A 20205-nucleotide genomic window follows, 5' to 3' on the forward strand; every position below is an offset into this window, starting at 1 on the left:
CCCCCTTGGCGAACGACCTCGGCCCGTCCGGTCGCCCGGACTGATAGGCGTCGCGGACGGCAGCCTCGGTGCGCTCGCGCTCGGCTGCCTCCAGCGTGGTCATGTATTTGCCGAGCGGGCCCTCGCCGGCTGATATCGGCGCCCAATAGTCGGCGAAGTCCTGGTAATCCATGCGGATCATCAGCTCGGTTTCGGTCACGTCGGCCAGCCCCTGCTCCACGAAAGTCCGCTTCATTTCGCCGGGCTGCATCATCGGCTGGAAGCAATAGCGGCTGCGCAGCTGGCGGCCGCCTTCGCTGAGCGCGGCCACCGTGTCGATCATCATGCGCATGCCCGCCATGCCGCCGAGATGGTCCCACACCACGGCCGCGACCACGCCGCCCGGCCGCGTTACCCGGCGCATCTCGGCAACCGCCTTGCCGGCTTCCGGCACGAAGTGAAGCACCAGCAGCGCCAGCGCGCGGTCGAACGCATTGTCGGCAAACGGCAAGGCGGTGGCGTCCGCCTGCTTGATTTCGATGCGCGGATCGGTGTTGCGCCGCTTTGCCGCCTCGACGAAAACAGGCGAAAAGTCGATTGCCGTGATCGCAGCGAGCTCGGCGGATTTCGCCAGCTCGAAGGTCAGGCTGCCGGTGCCGCAGCCGACGTCGAGGATCTTTTCGCCGGGGGCAAGCCCGGCGAAATCGATGAATTTGGGCGCGAGCTTTCGGCTCCAGCGGCCCATGAGCTGCTCATAGCCGGACGCGTCATGAACGGTGAAACTCGATGTCATATGCCCTCTCCTGGCTGTGGGCGCAGGCTAGACTTCTATCAGGATGAAGCCAAGCGCGGGGAGCACGGTGGGACGGAGAAAAGGCCGGCGGTTATGCGGCGCCCTTGAATGTCGCCACGCTCTCCCGCTCCACCAGCGGGCACTCCAGCTTGGTGATGGGATAGCGCCCCCTGCCCACCTGCGCCGGCGCTTCCAGCTGCTCGATCGCCCATTGGCCCATCGCCATATGCGGCAGGATCGAGGTGGTCAGCGGCGGGAACAGATGCCGGGCGATTTCCTCGTCGTCGTAGCCGACCACCGAAATGTCGGCGGGAATGTGCAGGCCGGCTTCCTTCAGCGCTTCGTAGCAGCCGATCGCCGTGCGGTCGTTCTGACAGAAGATGGCGGACGGGCGGTCCTTCAGGGCCAGCAGCTTCACCGTCGCGGCGTAGCCGGCGCTGGCCGACCAGTCGCCCTCCACCACCAGTTCGGGGTCGAACGGGATGTCGGCGGTGGCGAGCGCGCGGCGGTAGCCTTTCAGGCGGTCCTGCGCCGCCTGCATCCAGGGTTCGCCCGTGATGGTGGCGATGCGGCGGTGGCCGTGACTGATCAGGTGCCGCGTCGAGCTCTGGCCGCCGGCGATCTCGGAGGGCACCACGGCCGGGAAGGCATAGTCCGACGTGTAGCAGTTGAGCAGGATGACCGGGATGTCGAGGCCGTAGAGGAAGTCCGGCGCCGTGATCTCGCGGGTGAAGATGGTCATGTAGATCAGCGCCGAAATGCCCCGCCTAGTCAGCGCCTGTATGGCGCGCGGCTCCATCACGGCATCGCCCATGGTCTGCGCCACCAAAAGCACGTTGCCGGCATTCCACGAGGCCTGCCGCGCGCCCTCGATGGCCACGACCGCCTCCGGGCTGGTGGCGAGCTGGTCGACGGCAAAGCCGATCACGCCGTCGAGCCCATCAAAGGCGGGTCCGTCAAAGGCGGCGCCCTCGAAAGCTGCGACCGGATTGCTGAGCGCCGAAAAGGCGGGGGCGCTGTAGCCGAGCGCCCGCGCCGCCTCGATCACCCGCTCGCGGGTCTGCTGCGACAGGCGAATGCCCGGCGAATTGTTGAGCACGAAGGAGACCGTCGCCTGCGAACAGCCGGCGGCGCGCGCAATGTCGGTCATGGTGACGCGGCCCTTGGGCTTTGCCGCCGCCTTGCGGCGCTTCCCAATGGTCCGGTCCATCGTCTCGCTCATGCCGCCCCCAAATCCCCAGCCTGTCCAGCCGCGGCCCGCCGGGCCGACAAGATGACGTGACGCTTCCAGTCCAAGGGGGCATCGGCCGAACTAATAACTATTATCATCCTCGCGACCCATCCCGTCTGCAAGCTCAAGCCTCGCAAAGTCCGAAGATCGTGCGGCTTCGGCTCCGTGCGGCTAAGGATCGACGCGTCGGCAAATCGGTCCTTGCTAATAGTGTTTACTAATACAAGGATGCACTGTACCGTCAATCCATCGCATCCGGCCCGGTCGGGTCCAGGTGTGGTGGGAGCATCTGTGAATGGCCCGATGGCGAGCGGTATTTGCCTCCGCTAACTTTGTCTCGCATATGTGATATGTCAGACAAATCGGACTATTTACGAATGAAGAATGGTTGTCTAAAGTCCGTGGCCGTGGCTGGGAACGACGCCAGTCTTTTCAGTGACGGGAACCCTTGGGGAGGAGGGGCGTCCAAGCCGCAAACGGCAATTCCAGTATGCAAGACATTCCAGTGAGCAAGACAATCCAGTGAGCTAGTCCGGTCAGTCCTGCGACTGACCAAAACGGGAGGTTGAATATGAAATCCTTGATACGCAATGCATCCGTGGCCGCCGCGGCCCTGGTTGTCGGCCTGACGGCGACGGCTATCGCGCGCGCCGACGACAAGCCGACGCTGGCCTTCGTCGTCAACGGCGCTTCCGATTTCTGGAAAGCGGCCGAAGCCGGCGTCAAGAAGGCGCAGGGCGAACTGCCCGACTACACGCTCGAACTCAAATATCCCGAACAATCCTCGGTCGCCATCCAGCAGCGGCTGATGGACGATCTGGTGACCGCCGGCGTCAAGGGCATCATGGTCTCGGCCGTGGATCCCAAGACCTCGACCGATGGCCTGAACAAGATCGCCTCGCAAACGGCGCTGTTCACCACCGACAGCGATGCTCCGCAAACCAAGCGCGTCGCCTATATCGGCTCGTCCAATGTCGACGCCGGCAAGCAGGCGGCCGAAATCGCCAAGAAGGCGATGCCGGACGGCGGCAAGTGCCTGGGCTTCGTCGGCCTGCTCGGCGCCGACAATGCCAAGGAACGTATCCAGGGCATGAAGGACGGCCTCGCCGGCACCAAGATCGAGCTCGTCGACGTGCGCGGCGACGACATCGACCAGGCGCGCGCCAAGAAGAATGTCGAGGACGCGCTGGTCGCCAGCCCCGACGTCACCTGCATGGTCGGCTTCTACTCCTACAACACGCCGCGCATCTATGAAGCGCTGCGCGACGCCGGCAAGCTCGGCTCGATCACCGTCGTCGGCTTCGATGACGATCCGATCACGCTGGGCGGCGTCAAGGAAGGCACCATTGCCGCCACCGTCGTGCAGCAGCCCTTCGAATGGGCCTATCAGGGCATGAAGCTGATGGCCGCCTACCTCAAGGGCGACAAATCGGGCATCCCGGCCAACGGCCTGATCATCATCCCGACCAAGATCATCGGCAAGGATGATGTCGACGCCTATGCCGCCAATCTCAAGGCGATGTCTGGAAACTAAGACTACACCCGGTTCAGCCGGCTCAACCCGCTTGAGCCGGCTGTTCGCATTGACGAACCCTGCCGGGATCGTCAGTCTGCAGATCGGGCCGTTTTGGCCCACCGGCTGCTGTCAGGCATGATGAACTATTCCGACACATCCATCGCGGCGACCACTCCGTTCCTCAGCCTGGAGAACGTGCGCAAGACCTATCCGGGCGTCGTGGCGCTCGACGGGTTTTCCATGGAGGTCAGGCCGGGCGAGGTCATCGGCCTGGTCGGCGAGAACGGCGCGGGCAAGTCGACGCTGATGAAGATCCTCGGCGGCGTAACCACGCCGGATACCGGCACCATCACCGTCGACGGCACCGCCCATAAGGACCTGACGGTCGAAGGCAGCCTGGGTTCAGGCATCGCCTTCGTCCACCAGGAACTCAACCTGTTCGAAAACCTCGATGTCGCCGCCAACATTTTCTTCGGCCGCGAACCGCTGCGCGCCGGGCCGCTGAGGCTGGTCGACCGCGCGAAACTGCGCGAAATGGTGGCGCCGCTGCTGAAGCGCGTCGGCGCCAATTTCTCAGCCGACACACAGGTCGCGGACCTGTCGCTTGCGCAGCAGCAGATGGTCGAGATCGCCAAGGCGCTGTCGATCAAGGCCAGGCTGGTCATCCTCGACGAGCCGACATCGAGCCTGCCGCTCGCCGAGACCGACAAGCTGCTCGACGTCATCAAGGCGCTGAAGGCCGACGGCATCAGCGTCATCTTCATCTCGCACCGCCTGCACGAGATCGAGCGCGTCGCCGACCGGGTCGTCGTGCTGCGCGACGGCATGCTGGCCGGCACGCTTGGCAAGCGCGACATCAACCACGACCAGATGGTCAAGCTGATGATCGGCCGCATGCTGAAGGAACGTGAAAAGGCCTCCGAGGCGGGGCGGGCGCCAGGCGCCGTGGCGCTGTCGGCCAAGGCGGTCCGTACCCCCACCTATCCCAGCCGGCCGGTCGATCTCGACGTCAGGCGCGGCGAAATCCTTGGTCTCGCCGGCCTCGTCGGCTCCGGCCGCACCGAACTGGCGCGGGTGTTCTTCGGCATCGAAGCCAGCCTTGGCGGCACGCTGGAACTCAACGGCAAGCCGCTGGCGCTGGCGAGTGCCGCCGATGCCGTCGCGCAAGGCATTTTCCTCGTGCCGGAAGACCGCAAGCTGACCGGCATCCTGCTCGACCTGTCGATCGCCCAGAATATTTCACTCCCCAATTTGCCGGCGCATGCCAGGCGCTCGCTGGTCTCCAACAGCGCGGAAGCCGCTACCGCCGAGAAGCAAAAGAAGAATCTCGGCATCAAGGCGCCTTCGGTGCAGACGCGCACCGGCACGCTGTCGGGCGGCAACCAGCAAAAAGTCGTGCTCGGCAAATGGCTCGCCATGAACCCGAAGGTGATGATCCTCGACGAGCCGACGCGCGGCATCGACATCGGCGCCAAGGCGGAGATTTACGGGCTGATGCGGGCGCTGGCGGACGCCGGCGTGGCCGTGCTGATGATCTCCAGCGACATGGAAGAGGTGATCGGCGTCTCCGATCGCATCGCCGTCATGCATGAGGGCCAGATCTCGGGCATTCTCGACAAGGATCAGTTCAGCCAGGAAAACGTGCTTTTGCTGGCGGTGGGCAAGTCGGCAAACTAATGCATGCCGCGCAAAAGTGACCTCGGTTTTGCGGCAACGGCATGCATAAACAAAGAGCTGAAGCGCGCGACGCGCTTTAGCTAAGCGGAGACGACGATGACAAAGAAAGATCTCGGCCTGCTGATCCTGATCCTGGTGGTCGGAGCGATCGTTGCCATCATCAATCCGCGCTTCCTCCTGCCGATCAATCTCGCCAACACCTCGAACCTCATCGGTCTGTTTGGTATCCTGTCGATAGGGCAGGCCTTCGTCATCATCACCGGCGGCATCGAGCTGTCCGTCGGCTCCGTCGTCGCGTTGCTCGGGACGCTGTTCATCGACTTCATCGCCGTGCGCGGCATGGGATGGCCGATCGCCTTCGTGCTGATCCTGGTGCTCGGCGCCATCATCGGGCTGGCGCATGGCTGGCTGATCACGCGGCTCAAGCTGCAGCCCTTCGTCGTCACCTTGTGCGGCCTGTTGATCTATCGCGGCGTCGCGCGCTTCTACACCGCCGACGGCACGGCGGGCTTCGCCTTCGGCCAGAATTTCCCAACGCTCGAATTCCTGACCGCCGGCCGCTCGTATGGCGTGCCGAACTCCTTCTTCGCGCTGATCGTCATCGCCATCGTCATGTGGGTGGTGCTGCACCGCTCGGTGTTCGGGCGCTATCTCTACGCCATCGGCAAGAACGAGGAGGCGGCGAAATATTCCGGCATTCGCACCGGCCGCGTCGTCATGGCGGCTTACGTCATCTGCGGCGTGCTCACCGCGCTGTCGGCGATCTATTTCGCCATGTATACGCGCTCGATCTCGCCGGCCAGCCACGGCCAGTTCTACGAGCTCTACGCCATTGCGGCCGCCGTGCTCGGCGGCTTCTCGCTGCGCGGCGGCGAGGGCTCGCTGATCGGCGTCATCCTCGGCACGGTGCTGCTGCAGGAATTGCAGAACCTGGTCAACCTGCTCGGCATTCCCTCCTCGCTCAACTTCGCGGTGATGGGTGGCGTCATCCTCATCGGCGTGCTGGTCGACCAGCAATGGGGCGTGTTCCGGGCCCGCCGGCGGATGGTCGATGCCGCCCGCAAGGGCGCGATCGGCGCGGCGGCGGAATAACGCCCGCCCGCCAGCGTGGTGCTTGTCCCTGTGGAAAGAAGTAGCATACCCGCGCTGCGGGGAGCCGAGGGGCTGGCGTGCCTTCATGGCCACCGTCGGGTCATCCCGCCCATGCGGCCTTGACTTAACTACCTGCTGCCCTCGCGCGCGGCGCGGCGAACGCTTTGCAAAAGGATGGCAAGGCAGCCGACCAGCAGCAGCCCACCGCCAAGCAGCGGTGGCAGTGCGAGCAGCTTTACCCCTGCGGTAACGGCGACCACCAGGACCAGCGCCAGCAGCGCCAGATTGCCGTCATCGACGAACATGCCGAAGAATTCCCTGGCGACGAGACGAAGGACGTTCATCGGGCGAGCCCTCCGGCTGCTGTCGGACGGGTGCCGCGCAGCCAGCGCACCATGGCGAAGGACGCCATCGCGACGATGGCGAAGATGGCGAGCAGGGCAAGATCGGCGCCCGGCCAGTCGGCGCCGATCCCCTCGCCGGTCCAGAAGATGCCGAAGCTGGTCAGCATCAGCCCGACCACGAATTTCAGCGCATTCTCGGGCACGCGCGCCAGCGGCCGGTGAACCGCCAGACCGACAAGCATCACCAGGATGAAAGCGGCCAGCGCGCCCATGCTGGCGTAAAATGTCTGTCCATGCGCGGCGCCGACGGCGATGACGATGAACACCACCTCGACGCCCTCGAGCAGCACCGCCTTGAAGGAGGCCAGTCCGGCGAGGTAGTCGGCGCGCCGGTCGTCGGCCTGCCGGTGCAGCGCCGCGGTTTCCTTGGCGAAGGCCGCCTCCTCGTCATGCAGGGCGATGACGCCGACGCTGCGCAGGATGGCCTTTCGCAGCCAGCGCATGCCGAACAGGATCAGCAGCACCCCGACAGCGAACTGCAGCGTCGTGATCGGCACCAGCGCCAGCAGCGGCCCGAACGCCAGCACCAGGGCCGCCAGCAGCGCCAGCGCCAGCGCGGCGCCCGCTAGTGCCGGACGCCAGCTGCGTGTCACCCCGACCGCCAGCACGATGGTGAAGGCTTCGACGACCTCGACCAGGGATGCGAGAAATGCCGCCGTGACTGTCGAGAGGATGGGTGTCAGTGTCTGCATCAAGGCTTCCTGTCTGGCTCGACCGTGATCCCCGGGGCGAATTCCCGGATCGTAACGCAGAATCACCCTATGCGGCCAGCATCCCCAAGCGTTCCGGCGGCAGCGCAAGCAAACGGGTGAAGCGGGCCCGGCTCTAGATCAGGCCCGACATGTCGGAAAAGGCCATCGCCTTGCGCAGCAGCTCGGCGAAGCGCTCGCCGGCCACCTCGCGCGGGCCGCTATTGTCGAGCGACGTGACGCCCGGACCGGACAAGGTCACATTGGCGCTGCGCGCCAGCCGCGCCAGCACTTCGCCGCGCGACTCGCGGCCGCGCATCGCCAGCCGTTCCGCCAGCACCTCGGGCGAAGCGGTGATCTCGACGATTGCCAGATTGGCATAGCGTTCGCGCAAGGTGGGGATGATCGCGCGCGACACGTTGGCCACGGCGACGTGGCCATTGGAGACGGACCAGTCGACATCGGCAGGCAGGCCATAGCGCAGCCCATGCGCTTCCCAGGAGATGGCGAAGGCGCCGTCGGCATCGGCCTCGGCGAAGGCGGCGTCGGCCAGCGTGTCGTGATCCTCGCTCGCCGCGTCGCTCGGCCTGGTGATGACGCGGCGCACGAACTCCAGCTGCGTCTCGTCGGCGAAAAGCGCCTTGGCATAGCCGATCACCGTGTCCTTGCCGGCACCGCTCGGGCCCACGACAGCGACAAAGACGCCGTGACGGATCGGAAAGGTTTCGGCGGACAGTTCGCGCTCGATCGAGGCCGACACCATCATGCCACCCGGCGTCCCTGCCGCCAGACGGTGCGTACGACCGGAACATGATCGTCGACGCGCACGCGCACCAGATCGGCGCGGCGTCCCTGCTCGACGACACCGCGGTCGTCAAGGCCGACGGCCTGCGCCGGGTTCTTCGAAACCATGGCGACGGCCTGCGGCAGCGAAATGCCTTCGACCATGTCACCGAGGAAGAAGGCCGACTGGATCAGGCTGAAGGGGATGTAATCGGAGGACAGGATGTCGAGCAGACCGTCGCTGGCCAAGGTGCGGGCCGAAACATTGCCCGAGTGCGAGGCGCCGCGCATGACATTGGGCGCGCCCATCAGCACGCCGAGCCCGGCGGCCTTCGAGGCCCGCGCCGCTTCCTCGGTGGTCGGGAACTCGGCCACCCGCACACCCTGCTCGATGGCCTCGTCGACATGGGCCGACGTGGCGTCGTCGTGGCTGGCGAGCACGATGCCGCGCTCCTGGCAGGCGGCGGCGATGAAGACGCGGTTCGGTCCGGAGTTGCGTGCCGATTCGTCCATCCGCTTCTCGCAGAATTTCTGGAAGTCGCGATCCGAGAGTTTCAGCTTGCGCTGGTAGTAGTAGGCATAGGTTTCCAGATTGACGAACTGGCGCTGGCCCGGCGCATGGTCCATCAGCGATGCCAGCCTGACCCGCTCGTCGCCGTCGAAATTGGCGAATGCGTTGAGGCAATCCGGCGCTGAAACCTCGCAGCGAAGATGCAGGAAGTGATCGGCCCGCAGACGATCCTGCGCAACGCTGTCCTCGATCGCATCGGCCAGCTTGCGGATGTCGTCCAATGTCAGGTCGGCGTCTTCGTCCATGCCGACGCGGAGCGCGTCGAGCACGGTGGTAATGCCGGCGGTCGCGACCTGCGCGTCATGGGCAAGCACCGCCGCGATCGGGTTCCAGCGCACTTTCGGGCGCGGCGCGTAATGGCCTTCGAGATGATCGGTGTGGAGTTCGACCAGCCCGGGAATGATATAGTCGCCGCCCATGTCCTCGCCGATGCGGCCAGTGCCAGCATCGATGCCGGCGATAAAGCCGTCGCGCAGCACCAGCGAACCTTCGACGATCTCGTCGGCAAGAACGATGCGGGCGTTGGAAAGAACAGTTTCGACGGTCATTGCGGGTAGTCCTTGGTTCTTGCAGTCGGGTTCGTTCAGGCGATTTTCCGGGCCGGGCGGCGTCCGAGCGCGTGCTGGGAAAGCGCCATGAACGGCGCACCGGGTTCGGGTTCGACAAACAACGTCAGCGCATCCACCAGCACGGGCTGGCGCAACACATCGGCGAAAAGGCTGTCGATCGCCGCGCGCAGACGAGGGCTTTCCTGCGGTCCGGCCCGGCCGGACAGGGTCATGTGGAAGCGGAAGGTGTCGAAGACATAGGGGTAACCCCATTGGCAGAGATTGCGAAACTCGGCCGGCTTCAGCGAATCCGGACTGCGCCGCTCGATCTCGGCCTCGCTCAACGGAGCGCGAAACCGGTCGAAATCGCGCACGACGTCGTCGGCGAAGCGGTTGAGCGGAGGCAGCGGACCATCCGGCACAAGCGCGAAGAAGCCGTCGATCTGGCTGACGACAAGGTGCGGGACCGTCACGACCGGCGTTGCTTCGGCAAAACGGTCGAGCGCCGCGCGCAGCGAAGCCTCGGTCTCTGTGGCAGCCAGGTAGAAGGGCGCTTTCAGCGTGGCGTGGAAACCATAGCGGCGCGCCGAAGCGGTGTGGAAGGCCACTTCCGCCGCCGACAGCTCGGCAACGGCCTCAACAGGCCTGGTCGCGGCACCAAACGGGTCGCGGCCCAGCCAGTTGGCGGCGATTCGCGCCAGCGGCTCGTCCTGCCGGGGAGTGAAATAAATGGCATAACGCATGGGAAGTCCTCGTTAAAGCGCGCCGCGTTTGAAGTGAGGGTGCGACGCGCTTTAAATCTTCATTTGGTGCATGTCGTCGTCCCAAAACCGCTACGCACTTTTGGGCGACGTGTACTAGAACCGTTGCCATAGGTGATTTCCATGACGGATTGACGAAGCTTTGAAGGGTTTTCGAAGGCAAATCGAGCCTCAGGGTCGTTAGCCGACGATTCTTCCAAGCTGGACCAATAGGTTCAGCCGGAACCGCAGAGCGGTCAGGCCTTCATCAACCATTCGTGCTCGGGCGCATTGTGGAATTTCCACGTCCGCTTCGGCCCGGCCATCACATTGAGATAATAGAGGTCATAGCCGTGGCAGGCGGCACAGGGATGATAGCCCCTGGGCACCAGCACCACGTCGCCGTCCTCGATCGCCATGGCTTCGTCCAGCGCGCGCCGGCCATCCTTGTCGGCGTCGGTATAGACGCGCTGGAAGGCAAAGCCCTGCGGCGGGTTGAGGCGGTGGTAGTAGGTCTCCTCGAGATAGGATTCAGCGGGCAGGTTGTCCTGGTCGTGCTTGTGCGGCGGGTAGCTCGACGTGTGGCCGCCGGGCGTGATGACCTCGACCACCAGCAATGAGTCGGCGGGCTGGCCTTCCGGCAGGATGTTGGTGACATAACGCGTGTTGGTGCCCTTGCCCCGCACCTCCTGGCCGAGATCGTCCGGTCCGATCACCCGGACCGGCAGGCCGCCGCCAAGGCCGGGCGCCGAGCACACGCCAAGTTCCAGCTCGGTATCGGCCGTCACCGACCAGTCCGATCCCTGCGGCACGTAGACGGACCACGGCTTGCCCTCGAAAGGCGACATGCGCTCGCCGAGCAGGCCGAGATCCTTGCCGGCGGCTGTCGCGGTACCCTTGCCGGTCACGAACACCAGGCAGACCTCACGGTCGTCCGTCTTTCCCGAGGCGCTTTCGCCTGGTTTCAGCCGATACAGGTCGAAACCGACATAAGTCCAGCCGGCGCTTTTCGGCGTCACATGCGCGACGCGGCCATGGCCCTTGTCGGCTTTGACGAGCAGTTTGGACATTTTGTCTCTCCTGTTCCAGTGGCTTGACGGGTTGCAGCTTGTCCAGGCCGACGATTTCACCGGTTGTTCAAAAGGATCATCGCAGACGCCTCAGATTGGCCGAGGCGCTGCAAGCTAATCGCCTACGCGACCAGTTCACTCCTTCGGTTCGGGCTCGGCCTCTTTTTCTTCAGCCGGCTTGTAGAGATAAAAAAACTGCCAGGCGCCGTAGCCGGCGAAACCGAGCGCGATCACGCCCCAGAACGGTGTGCCGGACGCGAATTCGATCACCGACCAGATCAGGCAGACCGCGACGACGGCGACGCGCCGCCAAAGCGGGCGGAAGAACGGGTGTTCATAATCTTTCATCGCGCCATCCGTAACTCAGCAATCTGTCCTCAGATAGACCGCGCGTCACCGTGAATCCAGCCTTCAGGCACTCGGAAAGCCTTGTGTCTCGACGGTGTAGCCGGCATCCGTCATCACCCGCATCAGCTCCTTGTAGCCGACCTGTGCCATCTTGAGCGGCGGGTTCTTCCTGGGATCCTGCTCAGCCTCGACCACGAACCAGCCTTCATAGCCATAATCGGCGAAGCGCTGCACGATGGCGCCAAAATCGAGCGAACCGTCGCCCGGCACGGTGAAGGCGCCGAGCGCCACGGCGTCGAGGAAGGACTGCTTCGTACGGTCGAGCTTGTCGATCACATCCATGCGCACGTCCTTCACATGGACATGGCTGATGCGCTTATGGTGGTTGTCGATTGCGCGCAGCACGTCGCCGCCGGCAAACGCGAGGTGTCCGGCATCGAGCAGCAGCGGGATGCCTTCGCCGGAATGGCGCATGAAGGCATCGAGCTCCGGCTCGGTCTCGACCACAGCCGCCATGTGATGGTGATAGGACAGCGGCATGCCTTGGTCGGCACACCATTCTCCGAATTCCGTCAGGCGCCGCGCGTAGGCTTTCATCTCGTCACTGGTGAGCTTCGGCTTGGTGGCGAGCGGCTTGGAGCGGTCGCCCTGGATCGAGCGGCCGACCTCGCCATAGACGATGCAAGGCGCGTCGACCGCCTTGAACAGGTCGATCATCGGCTGGATGCGGTTCTTGTTGGCAGCCATCTCCTCGTCCACCAGCGTGCCCGAGAACCAGCCGCCGCAGAGCGTCACGTCGGCGGCCTTCAGGATCGGCAGCATGATAGCGGGATCGTTGGGGAAGCGGCGGCCCATCTCCATGCCGGTGAAGCCGGCCGAGCGCGATTGGCGCAAGCATTCCTCCAGCGACACGTCATCGCTGAGTTCGGCAAGATCGTCGTTCCACCATGCAATGGGGGACATGCCCAGTTTGGCTTTCAAGTCGTCACTCCGGTGCTAAAAACAGTTCATTTCTTGTTCGTTGGCGTCGCCCCTCATCCGCCTGCCGGCACCTTCTCCCTGGAGAAGGGAGGAACCTCGGCGCCGACATCAATCGCCGATGGTCTGCATCTGCCGTTTCTCATCATAGGCCTTGCGCGCCGCGTTCACCTGGCTGCGCGCCGACACTTCCGGCACCGCCACGTCCCACCAATGGCCGCCGGCATCGGTGGAAACCAGCGGATCGGTGTCGATGACCAGCACGGTGGTGCGGTTGTTCTTCTTGGCCTTCTGCAGCGCGTTTTCCAGCTCGGCGATGGACGGCACCTTCTCGGCAATCGCCCCCATGCTCGCCGCGTGCGCGGCAAAGTCGATGTCGGGCAAAATATCGTGGCGCGAGTCTTTCAGGAGATTGTTGAAGTTGGCGCCGCCGGTCGCCATCTGCAGCCGGTTGATGCAGCCAAAACCCCTGTTGTCGAGCAGCACGATGGTGAGCTTGAGGCCAAGCATCACCGAGGTCGCGATCTCGGAGTTGAGCATCAGATAGGAGCCGTCGCCGATCATGACGACGACCTCTTCGTCGGACTTGGCCATCTTGGTGCCGAGCCCGCCGGCGATCTCGTAGCCCATGGTCGAGAAGCCGTATTCGGCATGGTAGGAGCCGGGCGCGCCCGCTTGCCAGAGCTTGTGCAATTCGCCGGGAAGGCCGCCTGCCGCGTGCAGCAGCGTCACGCCGGAGCCCATGGCGCGCTGCACGGCGCCGATCACCTGCGCATCGGAGGGGAAAGCGGCGTTGGTCGAGGCCGTCACCTTGGCCGCGTCGGCCTGCCAGGCTTTCTTGCCGGTGGCCGCATTGTCGGTCCAGGCGGCAGGCGCCTTCCAGCCTTGCAGCGCGGCGGCGAGTTCGGCGAGGCCTTCGGCCGCGTCGGCGACCAGCGGCAGCGCCCGGTGTTTGCCGGCATCGAAAGGCTGCACGTTGAGCCCGATGATGGTCTTGCCCGAATTCTTGAACAGCGCCCACGAGCCGGTGGTGAAATCCTGCAGCCGCGTGCCGATGGCAAGCACCACATCGGCCTCTTCCGCCAGCCGGTTGGCGGCCGAGGTGCCGGTGACGCCAACCGCCGCCATGTTGAGCTTGTGACCGTCCGGCAGCGAGGACTTGCCGCCTTGCGTCTCGCAGACCGGAATGCCCGCGCCTTGCGCGAATTTGGCCAGTTCATCGGAAGCCTGCGAATAGAGAACACCGCCGCCGGCAATGATCAATGGCTTCCTGGCGCCCTTGAGTGCCGCGACGGCGGCCGCCAGTTCGCCGCGGTCCGGACGCGGCCGCCGCTGGCGCCACACTCGCTCGGCAAAGAAGCTCTCGGGATAGTCATAGGCCTCGGCCTGTACATCCTGGCAGAGCGACAGCGTCACCGGGCCGCAATCGGCCGGGTCGGTCAGCACCTGCATGGCGCGATTGAGCGCCGGGATAATCTGTTCCGGCCGCGTGATGCGGTCGAAATAGCGCGACACCGACCGGAAGCAGTCGTTGACCGTCGCCGTGCCGTCGGAAAAATCCTCGGCCTGCTGCAGCACGGGGTCGGGAATGCGGTTGGCGAAGACATCGCCCGGCAAAAACAGGACGGGCAACCTGTTTACATGGGCAAGTGCTGCCGACGTCACCATGTTCAGCGCGCCGGGGCCGATCGAAGAGGTCGCGGCCATGAAGCGACGGCGGAAATTGGCCTTGCCATAGGCGATCGCCGCATGCGCCATCGCCTGTTCGTTATGGGCGCGAAAGGTCGGCAGTTGGTCGCGCACCTGATAGAGCGCCTCGCCGATGCCGGCGACATTGCCATGGCCGAAGATCGCCCATACGCCACCAAAAATCGGCACTTTTTTGCCGTCGATCTCGGTCATCTGGCGGGACAGGAAGCGGGTCAGCGCCTGCGCCATCGTCAGGCGTATTGTCTTGGTCATATCGGTTTTTCCTCCGCAGTCCTTATGCAGCGCCTTGTTATGCCGCCTTGCGGCCCCGCGCGGCAAGCCACGCTTCGGTCAGTTGTTCGAAGCGCGACGCCATGTCGGCGACAGCCTCCTCATCCGACATCTTGCCGGCCAGCCATTGTTCGGCGGCATGGACGAAGATGGTGCGGCCGACGGCAAAGCCTTTCACGATGGGCGCCTTGGCGGTGGCGGCGAACGCCGCTTCCAGTTCGTCCTGCGGCGCTTCCAGGCCAAGCAGTACGATGCCTCGGCACCAGGGATCGTGCTTCAGGATCACCGCCTCGATCCTGGCCCAGGCGCCGCTCGACGCCTGCGGTTCGAGCTTCCACCAGTCGGGCTTGATGCCGAGCGCATAGAGTTCCTCCAGCGCGCGCGGGATCGTCGTATCGTCGAGCTTGCCATGCTTGCCGGCGATGATCTCGATGAGAAGTTCCCGGCCGACTTTGCGCGCGGCCTCGAACAGCGCGCGCAGCTTCTGCTGCTGTTCTTCCTTCAAGGCCGCGGGATCGTCCGGATGGTAGAAGCACAGGCACTTGATGCAGTGATCGATCGGCCATTCGGTGAGCTGCGAGCCGATGTCCTGCGAGAATTCGAAGCGCAGCGGCCGCGAGCCCGGCAGTTCCACCGGGCGTCCAAGCCAGGCGAAGGGATGCCTGGCGAACTCGAACATCGCCTCGCGGCCATGTTTCTCGTCGATCAGCATGCCATAGCCGTCGCGGCCGGCGGCGACCTTGGCCGCTGCCTTGACCGCCAGCACCTTGAAGTCACGTATGCGCGCCGGATTGGCGCCGGTCTTGGCCGCTACATCCTCGAGCTGCACACGGTGATCGCAGGCGAGCGCCATCAGCGAGGGGACGTCGCGCCGGCGTGTCGTCGCCCAATGGATGTGGTTGATTGCCTCATCCTTGCGCAGCGCGCGATGCTTGCTGCCGTTCTTGAGGAAGAACTGCAGCTCCTCGAAGGTCGGATATTCCGGCGCGCAGAGCAGCCGCGACACAGCGAAGGCGCCGCACGCATTGGCCCAGGTCGCCGCCGTGGCAAGGCTTTCGCCGCCGAGCCAGCCACGCAGCAAGCCCGACATGAAGGCGTCACCGGCGCCCAGCACGTTGTAGATCTCGATCGGGAAACCCTCGCCGACGATGCCGTCCTCGAGATCGTCGCTGATCGGCCCGTCATAGACGATGCAGCCCATGGCGCCGCGCTTCAAGACGATGGTCGCCGAGGACAGGGAGCGGATCGTCTTCAGCGCGCTCAGGCAGTCGTCGGCGCCGGACGCGATCATGATCTCTTCCTCGGTGCCGACGATGAGGTCGCAATCGGGCAGCACCGTCTTCAACTGGGCCGAGACCCGGTCCGATTTGACATAACGCTCGAAACCTTCGGCATGACCGGCGAGACCCCACAGGTTCGGCCGATAGTCGATGTCGAAGACCACCTTGCCGCCCCTGGCCTTCATGATGCGGATGGCCTTGCGCTGGGCGGCGTCGCTGTTGGGGCGGGAAAAGTGCGTTCCGGTGACGACGATCGCGCGGGCCGAGGAAATAAACGCCTCGTCGATGTCCTCTTCGGCCAGCGCCATGTCGGCGCAGTCCGAACGGTAGAAGATCATCGGCGAAACGCCTTCGCTCTCGACCGAAAGCAGCACCAGCGCGGTCAGCCGCTCCTTATCGGTCTTCAGCCCGTCGACATTGACGCCTTCGCGCTTCAGCTGTTCGCGGATGAAGCGGCCCATCTGCTCGTCGCCGACACGCGTCAGCAGTGCCGAGCGCAGGCCGAGCCGCGCCGTGCCGACGGAAATGTTGGCCGGGCAGCCGCCGACCGACTTGGCGAATGAGGTGATGTCCTCAAGCCGCGAACCGATCTGCTGGCCATAGAGGTCGACGGACGCGCGGCCGATGGTGATGACGTCGAGCGGCGCCTGTCTTGCGTCCACGGCTTCGCTCATTGGAACCTCCCGTCGGTCTTGTCGTCATGGACAACATTGTTTGGGTAACACGCGCGAGCGGCAGCGTGGCGCCGGCAATATGAAATAATAATTCCAATCCATAGTCAATATGGAATGAGCATTCCCTGGGCTAAAATTGCCTTGATGGGATGCTCGATCAAGCCTTGCGCTTGCGAACAGCGTCGCGCCGCTTCTCGCCGACGCCGACGGTCAGCGCCATGGCCAGCGCCATCGTCGCCGACAGCGAGCGGAAGCCGGCGAAATCCGCCTCGGCAACCTCGAACCAGACCCTGGCGAACTGGGCGAGCGGCGAGAATGAGCTGTCGGTGATGGCAACGATCGGCACCCCTTGCTCGGCAATGGCGCGCGCCTCCTCGATCGTGGCCGGCGCGTAGGGCGAGAAGCTGATGGCGATGACGGCGTCCGCCGGCGTGGCGAAGCCGACCATCTCGGCATTCAGGCCGGCGGCCGATTCGATCAGCTGGTTGCGGATCTTCAGCTTACCGAGCGCATAGGCGATATAACTCGCCACGGGATAGGAGCGCCGCTTGGCCAAGACATAGATGGTCTGCGCCTTTGCCAGCAGCGAAATCGCGTCTTCCAGATGCGCGTCATCCAGCGTGCGGGAAATGTCGTTGAGCGAGGTGCTTGCAGCGGCGATGAAGCCGTCGAAGATCGCCCGGTGACCGGCGCCGCCCTCGGCCTTGGCGCGCAGCGCTTGCAGCCGCTCGTCATAGGAGGAGTTGCGCTCGCGCAGCCGCTCGCGGAACACCTGCTGCAGGCTGGTAAAACCGTCGAAACCGAGTTGCTGGGCAAAGCGGATCAGGGTCGAGGGCTGCACGCCGGCCGAAGCGGCGATGCTGGCGGCGGTGCCGAAGGCGATATCGTCGGGATTGTCGAGCGCATAGGCGGCGATCTGGGCGATGCGCTTGGGCAAGCTCTCGCGCCGATCCAGAATGGTGGCGCGCAGCGTCTCGAAGTCGCGAGGTACCTGTTCGTCCATCGTCGCTCTGTTCAGGCTGTCTGGAAGCTCTCTCTGCCCCATCATAGCGGGCCTGCGCAAGAACGCCATAAAAAATGAGGCAGACATTCCATTCCTGGAGAAAATGGACTAATTCATCCACGCAGCATTCATGGCAGCGGAGGAACGAAAAATGGTCGGCGTAGGTCTTATCGGCACGGGCTTCATGGGCAAATGCCACGCCATCGCGTGGAGCGCGGTCGGTGCGGTCTTTCCCGACGCGACCAAGCCAAGGCTCGTCCATCTCGGCGAGATCAACGAGGATCTCGCCAGGCGCAAGGCCGGCGAGTTCGGCTTCGCCAAGGCCTCCGGCGACTGGCGCGCCGTGGTCAATGATCCCGAAGTCGATATCGTCTCGCTCACCACGCCCAACCAGTTTCATCCGGAGATGGCCATCGCCGTCCTCGAAGCCGGCAAGCATCTGTGGTGCGAAAAGCCGATGGCCCCGAGCTTTGCCGAAGCCGAGGCGATGGCAGCCGCGGCCAAGAAATCAGGCAAGGTCGCGGCGCTTGGCTACAACTACATCCAGAGCCCGGCCATCCGTCACATCGGCGCGCTGCTCGACGAGAAGATCATCGGCGAGATCAACCATCTGCGCATCGAGATGGATGAGGATTTCATGGCCGATCCCGAGGCGCTGTTCTTCTGGAAGCACGAGGCGACTTCCGGCTACGGCGCGCTCGACGATTTCGCCGTGCATCCGCTGTCGCTGGTCACGGCGCTGTTCGGCCGCGTCGCCAGCGTCATCTGCGACATGGCCAAGCCCTATGCCGACCGCAAGCTGGCGGCCGGCGGGCGCCGCGCGGTCGAGACCTACGATATCGCCAGCGTGCTGATGCATCTGGAAAACGGCATTGCCGGGACGCTGCAGGTCAACCGCTCGGCCTGGGGCCGCAAGGGCCGCATCGCCATCCAGATCTTCGGCTCCAAGGGATCGATCCTGTTCGACCAGGAACGGATGAACGAATTCCAGCTCTACCTGACGTCGGACCGGCCGACCGAACAGGGCTATCGCACCATATTGGTGGCGCCGCAGCACAGGCCCTACGACCTTTTCGTACCGGCGCCCGGCCACAGCCTCGGCTTCAACGACCTCAAGATCATCGAATGCCATGAATTGCTGGTGCGGCTTGCCGGCAAGCCGGCCCGGCTCATCGCGTTCGCCGAAGGGCTGGAGATCGAGCGCACCGTGCATGCGATGGCGCGTTCTTATGAGGAAAAGCGCTGGGTGGATGTTAGGTAGAGGCATGTAGTTCGTCGACATGGGAGGTTGCCGACGGTCCATTCGCGTCGGCCGAAGCTTTCTCGATTTCGTCATCCTTGGGCGGTAATCACCGCCGGCGTTTCCCACCCATCGACCCACACCTTCCGCAACCTATCGCCTTCGCCCTTGAAGCTTAACCCGGTCGGCTGGCAATCCCCGATGCGGTCGCTGCGGAAATTGCGGATTGCCTGGCGCAGCTCGCACCAGGCGACGATGTTGGCGGTCTCGGCGTAATAGATCAGCGCGATCGGGCGGATCAGGCGCTCGGTGGCACGGCCGAGTTCGTCGCGGTAGGAAAGATCGAGCTTCTCCTCGTCGCGGATGGCGCGGCGCACCAGCGCAAGGTCGATCGTGCCGGCAGAGGGTGCGGCGAAGCCCCAGGCGTGCAACGCATTGGCCTCGAGCGTCTGGCGCAAGGGCGGCGGCACCGCGCCGGCGATCTTGGCGCTGACGCGCTTGGCCGCCTGCTTGAGTTCGTGGTCTCCGGTGCGCTCCAGCAGCGCCAGCGACAGCACGATCGCCTCCATCTCCTCGATCGAGAACATCAGCGGCGGCAGGTCGAAGCCGGGGCGCAGTATGTAGCCGATGCCACGGCCGCCCTCGATCGGGACACGCATGGCCTGCAGTGCCGCGATGTCGCGGTAGATCGAGCGTATCGTCACTTCCAGCTGCCCGGCAATCATTGCCGCCGTCACCGGCCGGCTGGCCAACCGCAGGATCTGAATGATCTCGAACAGGCGCGATGCCTTGCGCATTTTTCTCACCGGCTGCGATCACAACTGACACACCATCGTCAGTTGGCTCGATCTATAGGATCGCCCATCGGCTTGAAAATCAACAAATTCCTTGGCGGCACGCCGGCAGGAGGCGACAGGCAACTGACATGAGCTACGCGGAAAATCTCTGGCTTTTCTTTCTTCTCCTGTTCGGCATCATCGCCGTTCCAGGCATGGACATGCTGTTCGTGCTTGCCAATGCGCTAACCGGTGGGCGCGACAGGGGCCTGGCGGCGACGGGCGGCATCATGGTCGGTGGCATGGTGCACACGCTGAACGGCGCTGTTGGCGTCGGCCTGCTCATGCATTTCGTGCCGATCCTGTTCAAGCCACTGCTGCTTGCCGGCGCCGCCTATATGGCATTCATCGGCCTCACGCTGATGCGCAGTTCCATCACCGTCGGGCATGAGGGGCCTGCCGGCAGCCGCTCCGCATGGAAGGCGTTTCGCCAGGGTTTCGTGACCTGCCTGATCAATCCGAAGGCCTATCTCTTCGTCCTGGCCGTCTACCCGCAGTTCCTGAAACCGCACTACGGCCCGATCTGGATGCAAGCGACAATCATGGGCCTGCTGACCGTGCTGACGCAGGCCGCGATCTATGGCGGGCTCGCCATATCAGCCGGCCGCAGCCGCAAGCTGCTGGTCGCCAATCCGCGGGCGACAGCATTCGCCGGCCGGGCGGCCGGGCTGCTGCTGTTTGCGGTCTCCGCGTTCACCGCATGGGAAGGCTTGAGGGCGGCGTAATTCCGGTTGGCGCCGCCCTTATCACCATCGTATCAGGCTGCTCCTTGC

At 64.4% G+C, this 20205-nt stretch carries 19 protein-coding genes; 5 read left to right on the forward strand and 14 right to left on the reverse strand.

What is annotated here, in order from left to right; translation table 11 throughout:
• Both O7A61_RS22975 and O7A61_RS22980 read right to left on the reverse strand, forming a co-directional pair.
• The coding region (locus O7A61_RS22975; protein ID WP_337131747.1) for a class I SAM-dependent methyltransferase at positions 1–772 on the reverse strand (772 nt) is incomplete at its 3' end.
• A 91-nt stretch (positions 773–863) separates the two neighbouring features.
• Complete coding sequence (locus O7A61_RS22980) at positions 864–1994, reverse strand: LacI family DNA-binding transcriptional regulator (RefSeq protein ID WP_337131748.1); 1131 nt, start codon at positions 1992–1994, stop codon at positions 864–866.
• 580 nt (positions 1995–2574) lie between these two features.
• On the opposite strand from O7A61_RS22980, the gene O7A61_RS22985 reads away from it, so the two are divergent.
• The 3 genes from O7A61_RS22985 (at position 2575) to O7A61_RS22995 (ending at position 6288) form a co-directional block, all read left to right on the forward strand.
• Entirely contained in the window at positions 2575–3537 is a 963-nt protein-coding gene (locus O7A61_RS22985) for a sugar-binding protein (RefSeq protein WP_337104752.1), read from the forward strand.
• Positions 3538–3657: 120 nt separating this feature from the next.
• Positions 3658–5196 carry a sugar ABC transporter ATP-binding protein gene (locus tag O7A61_RS22990; RefSeq protein WP_337131764.1) on the forward strand — a complete coding sequence of 513 codons (1539 nt, stop codon included), beginning with the start codon at positions 3658–3660 and terminating at the stop codon, positions 5194–5196.
• A 96-nt stretch (positions 5197–5292) separates the two neighbouring features.
• On the forward strand, positions 5293–6288 hold the full coding sequence (locus O7A61_RS22995) for an ABC transporter permease (RefSeq protein WP_337131749.1): 996 nt from the start codon (positions 5293–5295) through the stop codon (positions 6286–6288).
• Positions 6289–6416: 128 nt separating this feature from the next.
• Here the strand turns inward: O7A61_RS22995 and O7A61_RS23000 are convergent, their stop codons facing one another.
• From O7A61_RS23000 to O7A61_RS23050, 11 genes are all read right to left on the reverse strand, one after another.
• Complete coding sequence (locus tag O7A61_RS23000; protein WP_337131750.1) at positions 6417–6632, reverse strand: hypothetical protein; 216 nt, start codon at positions 6630–6632, stop codon at positions 6417–6419.
• Positions 6629–7384: a COG4280 domain-containing protein gene (locus O7A61_RS23005; protein WP_337131751.1), complete on the reverse strand. Its 756-nt coding sequence runs from the start codon at positions 7382–7384 to the stop codon at positions 6629–6631. Before O7A61_RS23005 ends, O7A61_RS23000 begins: the two co-directional genes overlap by 4 nt.
• Before the next feature lie 133 nt (positions 7385–7517).
• Positions 7518–8147, reverse strand: coding sequence for a phosphonate metabolism protein/1,5-bisphosphokinase (PRPP-forming) PhnN (gene phnN, locus O7A61_RS23010; protein ID WP_337131753.1), 630 nt, complete (start codon positions 8145–8147; stop codon positions 7518–7520).
• Positions 8144–9283: an alpha-D-ribose 1-methylphosphonate 5-triphosphate diphosphatase gene (locus O7A61_RS23015; protein ID WP_337131754.1), complete on the reverse strand. Its 1140-nt coding sequence runs from the start codon at positions 9281–9283 to the stop codon at positions 8144–8146. Before O7A61_RS23015 ends, phnN begins: the two co-directional genes overlap by 4 nt.
• Positions 9284–9318: 35 nt before the next feature.
• Positions 9319–10026 carry a DUF1045 domain-containing protein gene (locus O7A61_RS23020; protein WP_337131755.1) on the reverse strand — a complete coding sequence of 236 codons (708 nt, stop codon included), beginning with the start codon at positions 10024–10026 and terminating at the stop codon, positions 9319–9321.
• A gap of 254 nt (positions 10027–10280) precedes the next feature.
• The gene (gene iolB / locus O7A61_RS23025) at positions 10281–11093 is read right to left on the reverse strand and encodes a 5-deoxy-glucuronate isomerase (protein WP_337131756.1); all 813 of its coding nucleotides are present in this window, start codon (positions 11091–11093) and stop codon (positions 10281–10283) included.
• Between the two features lie 135 nt (positions 11094–11228).
• Positions 11229–11441 (reverse strand): hypothetical protein, encoded by a 213-nt coding sequence (locus O7A61_RS23030; RefSeq protein ID WP_027142406.1) that lies wholly within the window; start codon positions 11439–11441, stop codon positions 11229–11231.
• A gap of 63 nt (positions 11442–11504) precedes the next feature.
• Complete coding sequence (iolE, locus tag O7A61_RS23035; protein ID WP_337131757.1) at positions 11505–12422, reverse strand: myo-inosose-2 dehydratase; 918 nt, start codon at positions 12420–12422, stop codon at positions 11505–11507.
• 108 nt (positions 12423–12530) lie between these two features.
• Complete coding sequence (iolD, locus tag O7A61_RS23040) at positions 12531–14381, reverse strand: 3D-(3,5/4)-trihydroxycyclohexane-1,2-dione acylhydrolase (decyclizing) (RefSeq protein WP_337131759.1); 1851 nt, start codon at positions 14379–14381, stop codon at positions 12531–12533.
• Positions 14382–14418: 37 nt separating this feature from the next.
• A complete protein-coding gene (locus O7A61_RS23045) occupies positions 14419–16353 on the reverse strand; it encodes a bifunctional 5-dehydro-2-deoxygluconokinase/5-dehydro-2-deoxyphosphogluconate aldolase (protein ID WP_337131760.1) in 1935 nt (644 codons plus the stop codon).
• A gap of 157 nt (positions 16354–16510) precedes the next feature.
• Positions 16511–17356: a MurR/RpiR family transcriptional regulator gene (locus O7A61_RS23050; protein WP_027142410.1), complete on the reverse strand. Its 846-nt coding sequence runs from the start codon at positions 17354–17356 to the stop codon at positions 16511–16513.
• Between the two features lie 151 nt (positions 17357–17507).
• Here O7A61_RS23050 and O7A61_RS23055 point away from each other — a divergent pair, with 151 nt between their 5' ends.
• Entirely contained in the window at positions 17508–18617 is a 1110-nt protein-coding gene (locus tag O7A61_RS23055) for a Gfo/Idh/MocA family protein (RefSeq protein WP_337131761.1), read from the forward strand.
• A 71-nt stretch (positions 18618–18688) separates the two neighbouring features.
• Here the strand turns inward: O7A61_RS23055 and O7A61_RS23060 are convergent, their stop codons facing one another.
• Positions 18689–19393, reverse strand: a complete 705-nt coding sequence (locus O7A61_RS23060) for a helix-turn-helix transcriptional regulator (RefSeq protein ID WP_337131762.1) — start codon at positions 19391–19393, stop codon at positions 18689–18691.
• A gap of 128 nt (positions 19394–19521) precedes the next feature.
• On the opposite strand from O7A61_RS23060, the gene O7A61_RS23065 reads away from it, so the two are divergent.
• Complete coding sequence (locus O7A61_RS23065) at positions 19522–20157, forward strand: LysE family translocator (RefSeq protein ID WP_337131763.1); 636 nt, start codon at positions 19522–19524, stop codon at positions 20155–20157.
• Positions 20158–20205: the final 48 nt, after the last annotated feature.

This window comes from Mesorhizobium sp. Cs1321R2N1 (assembly GCF_037179725.1).
Lineage (GTDB): Bacteria > Pseudomonadota > Alphaproteobacteria > Rhizobiales > Rhizobiaceae > Mesorhizobium > Mesorhizobium salmacidum.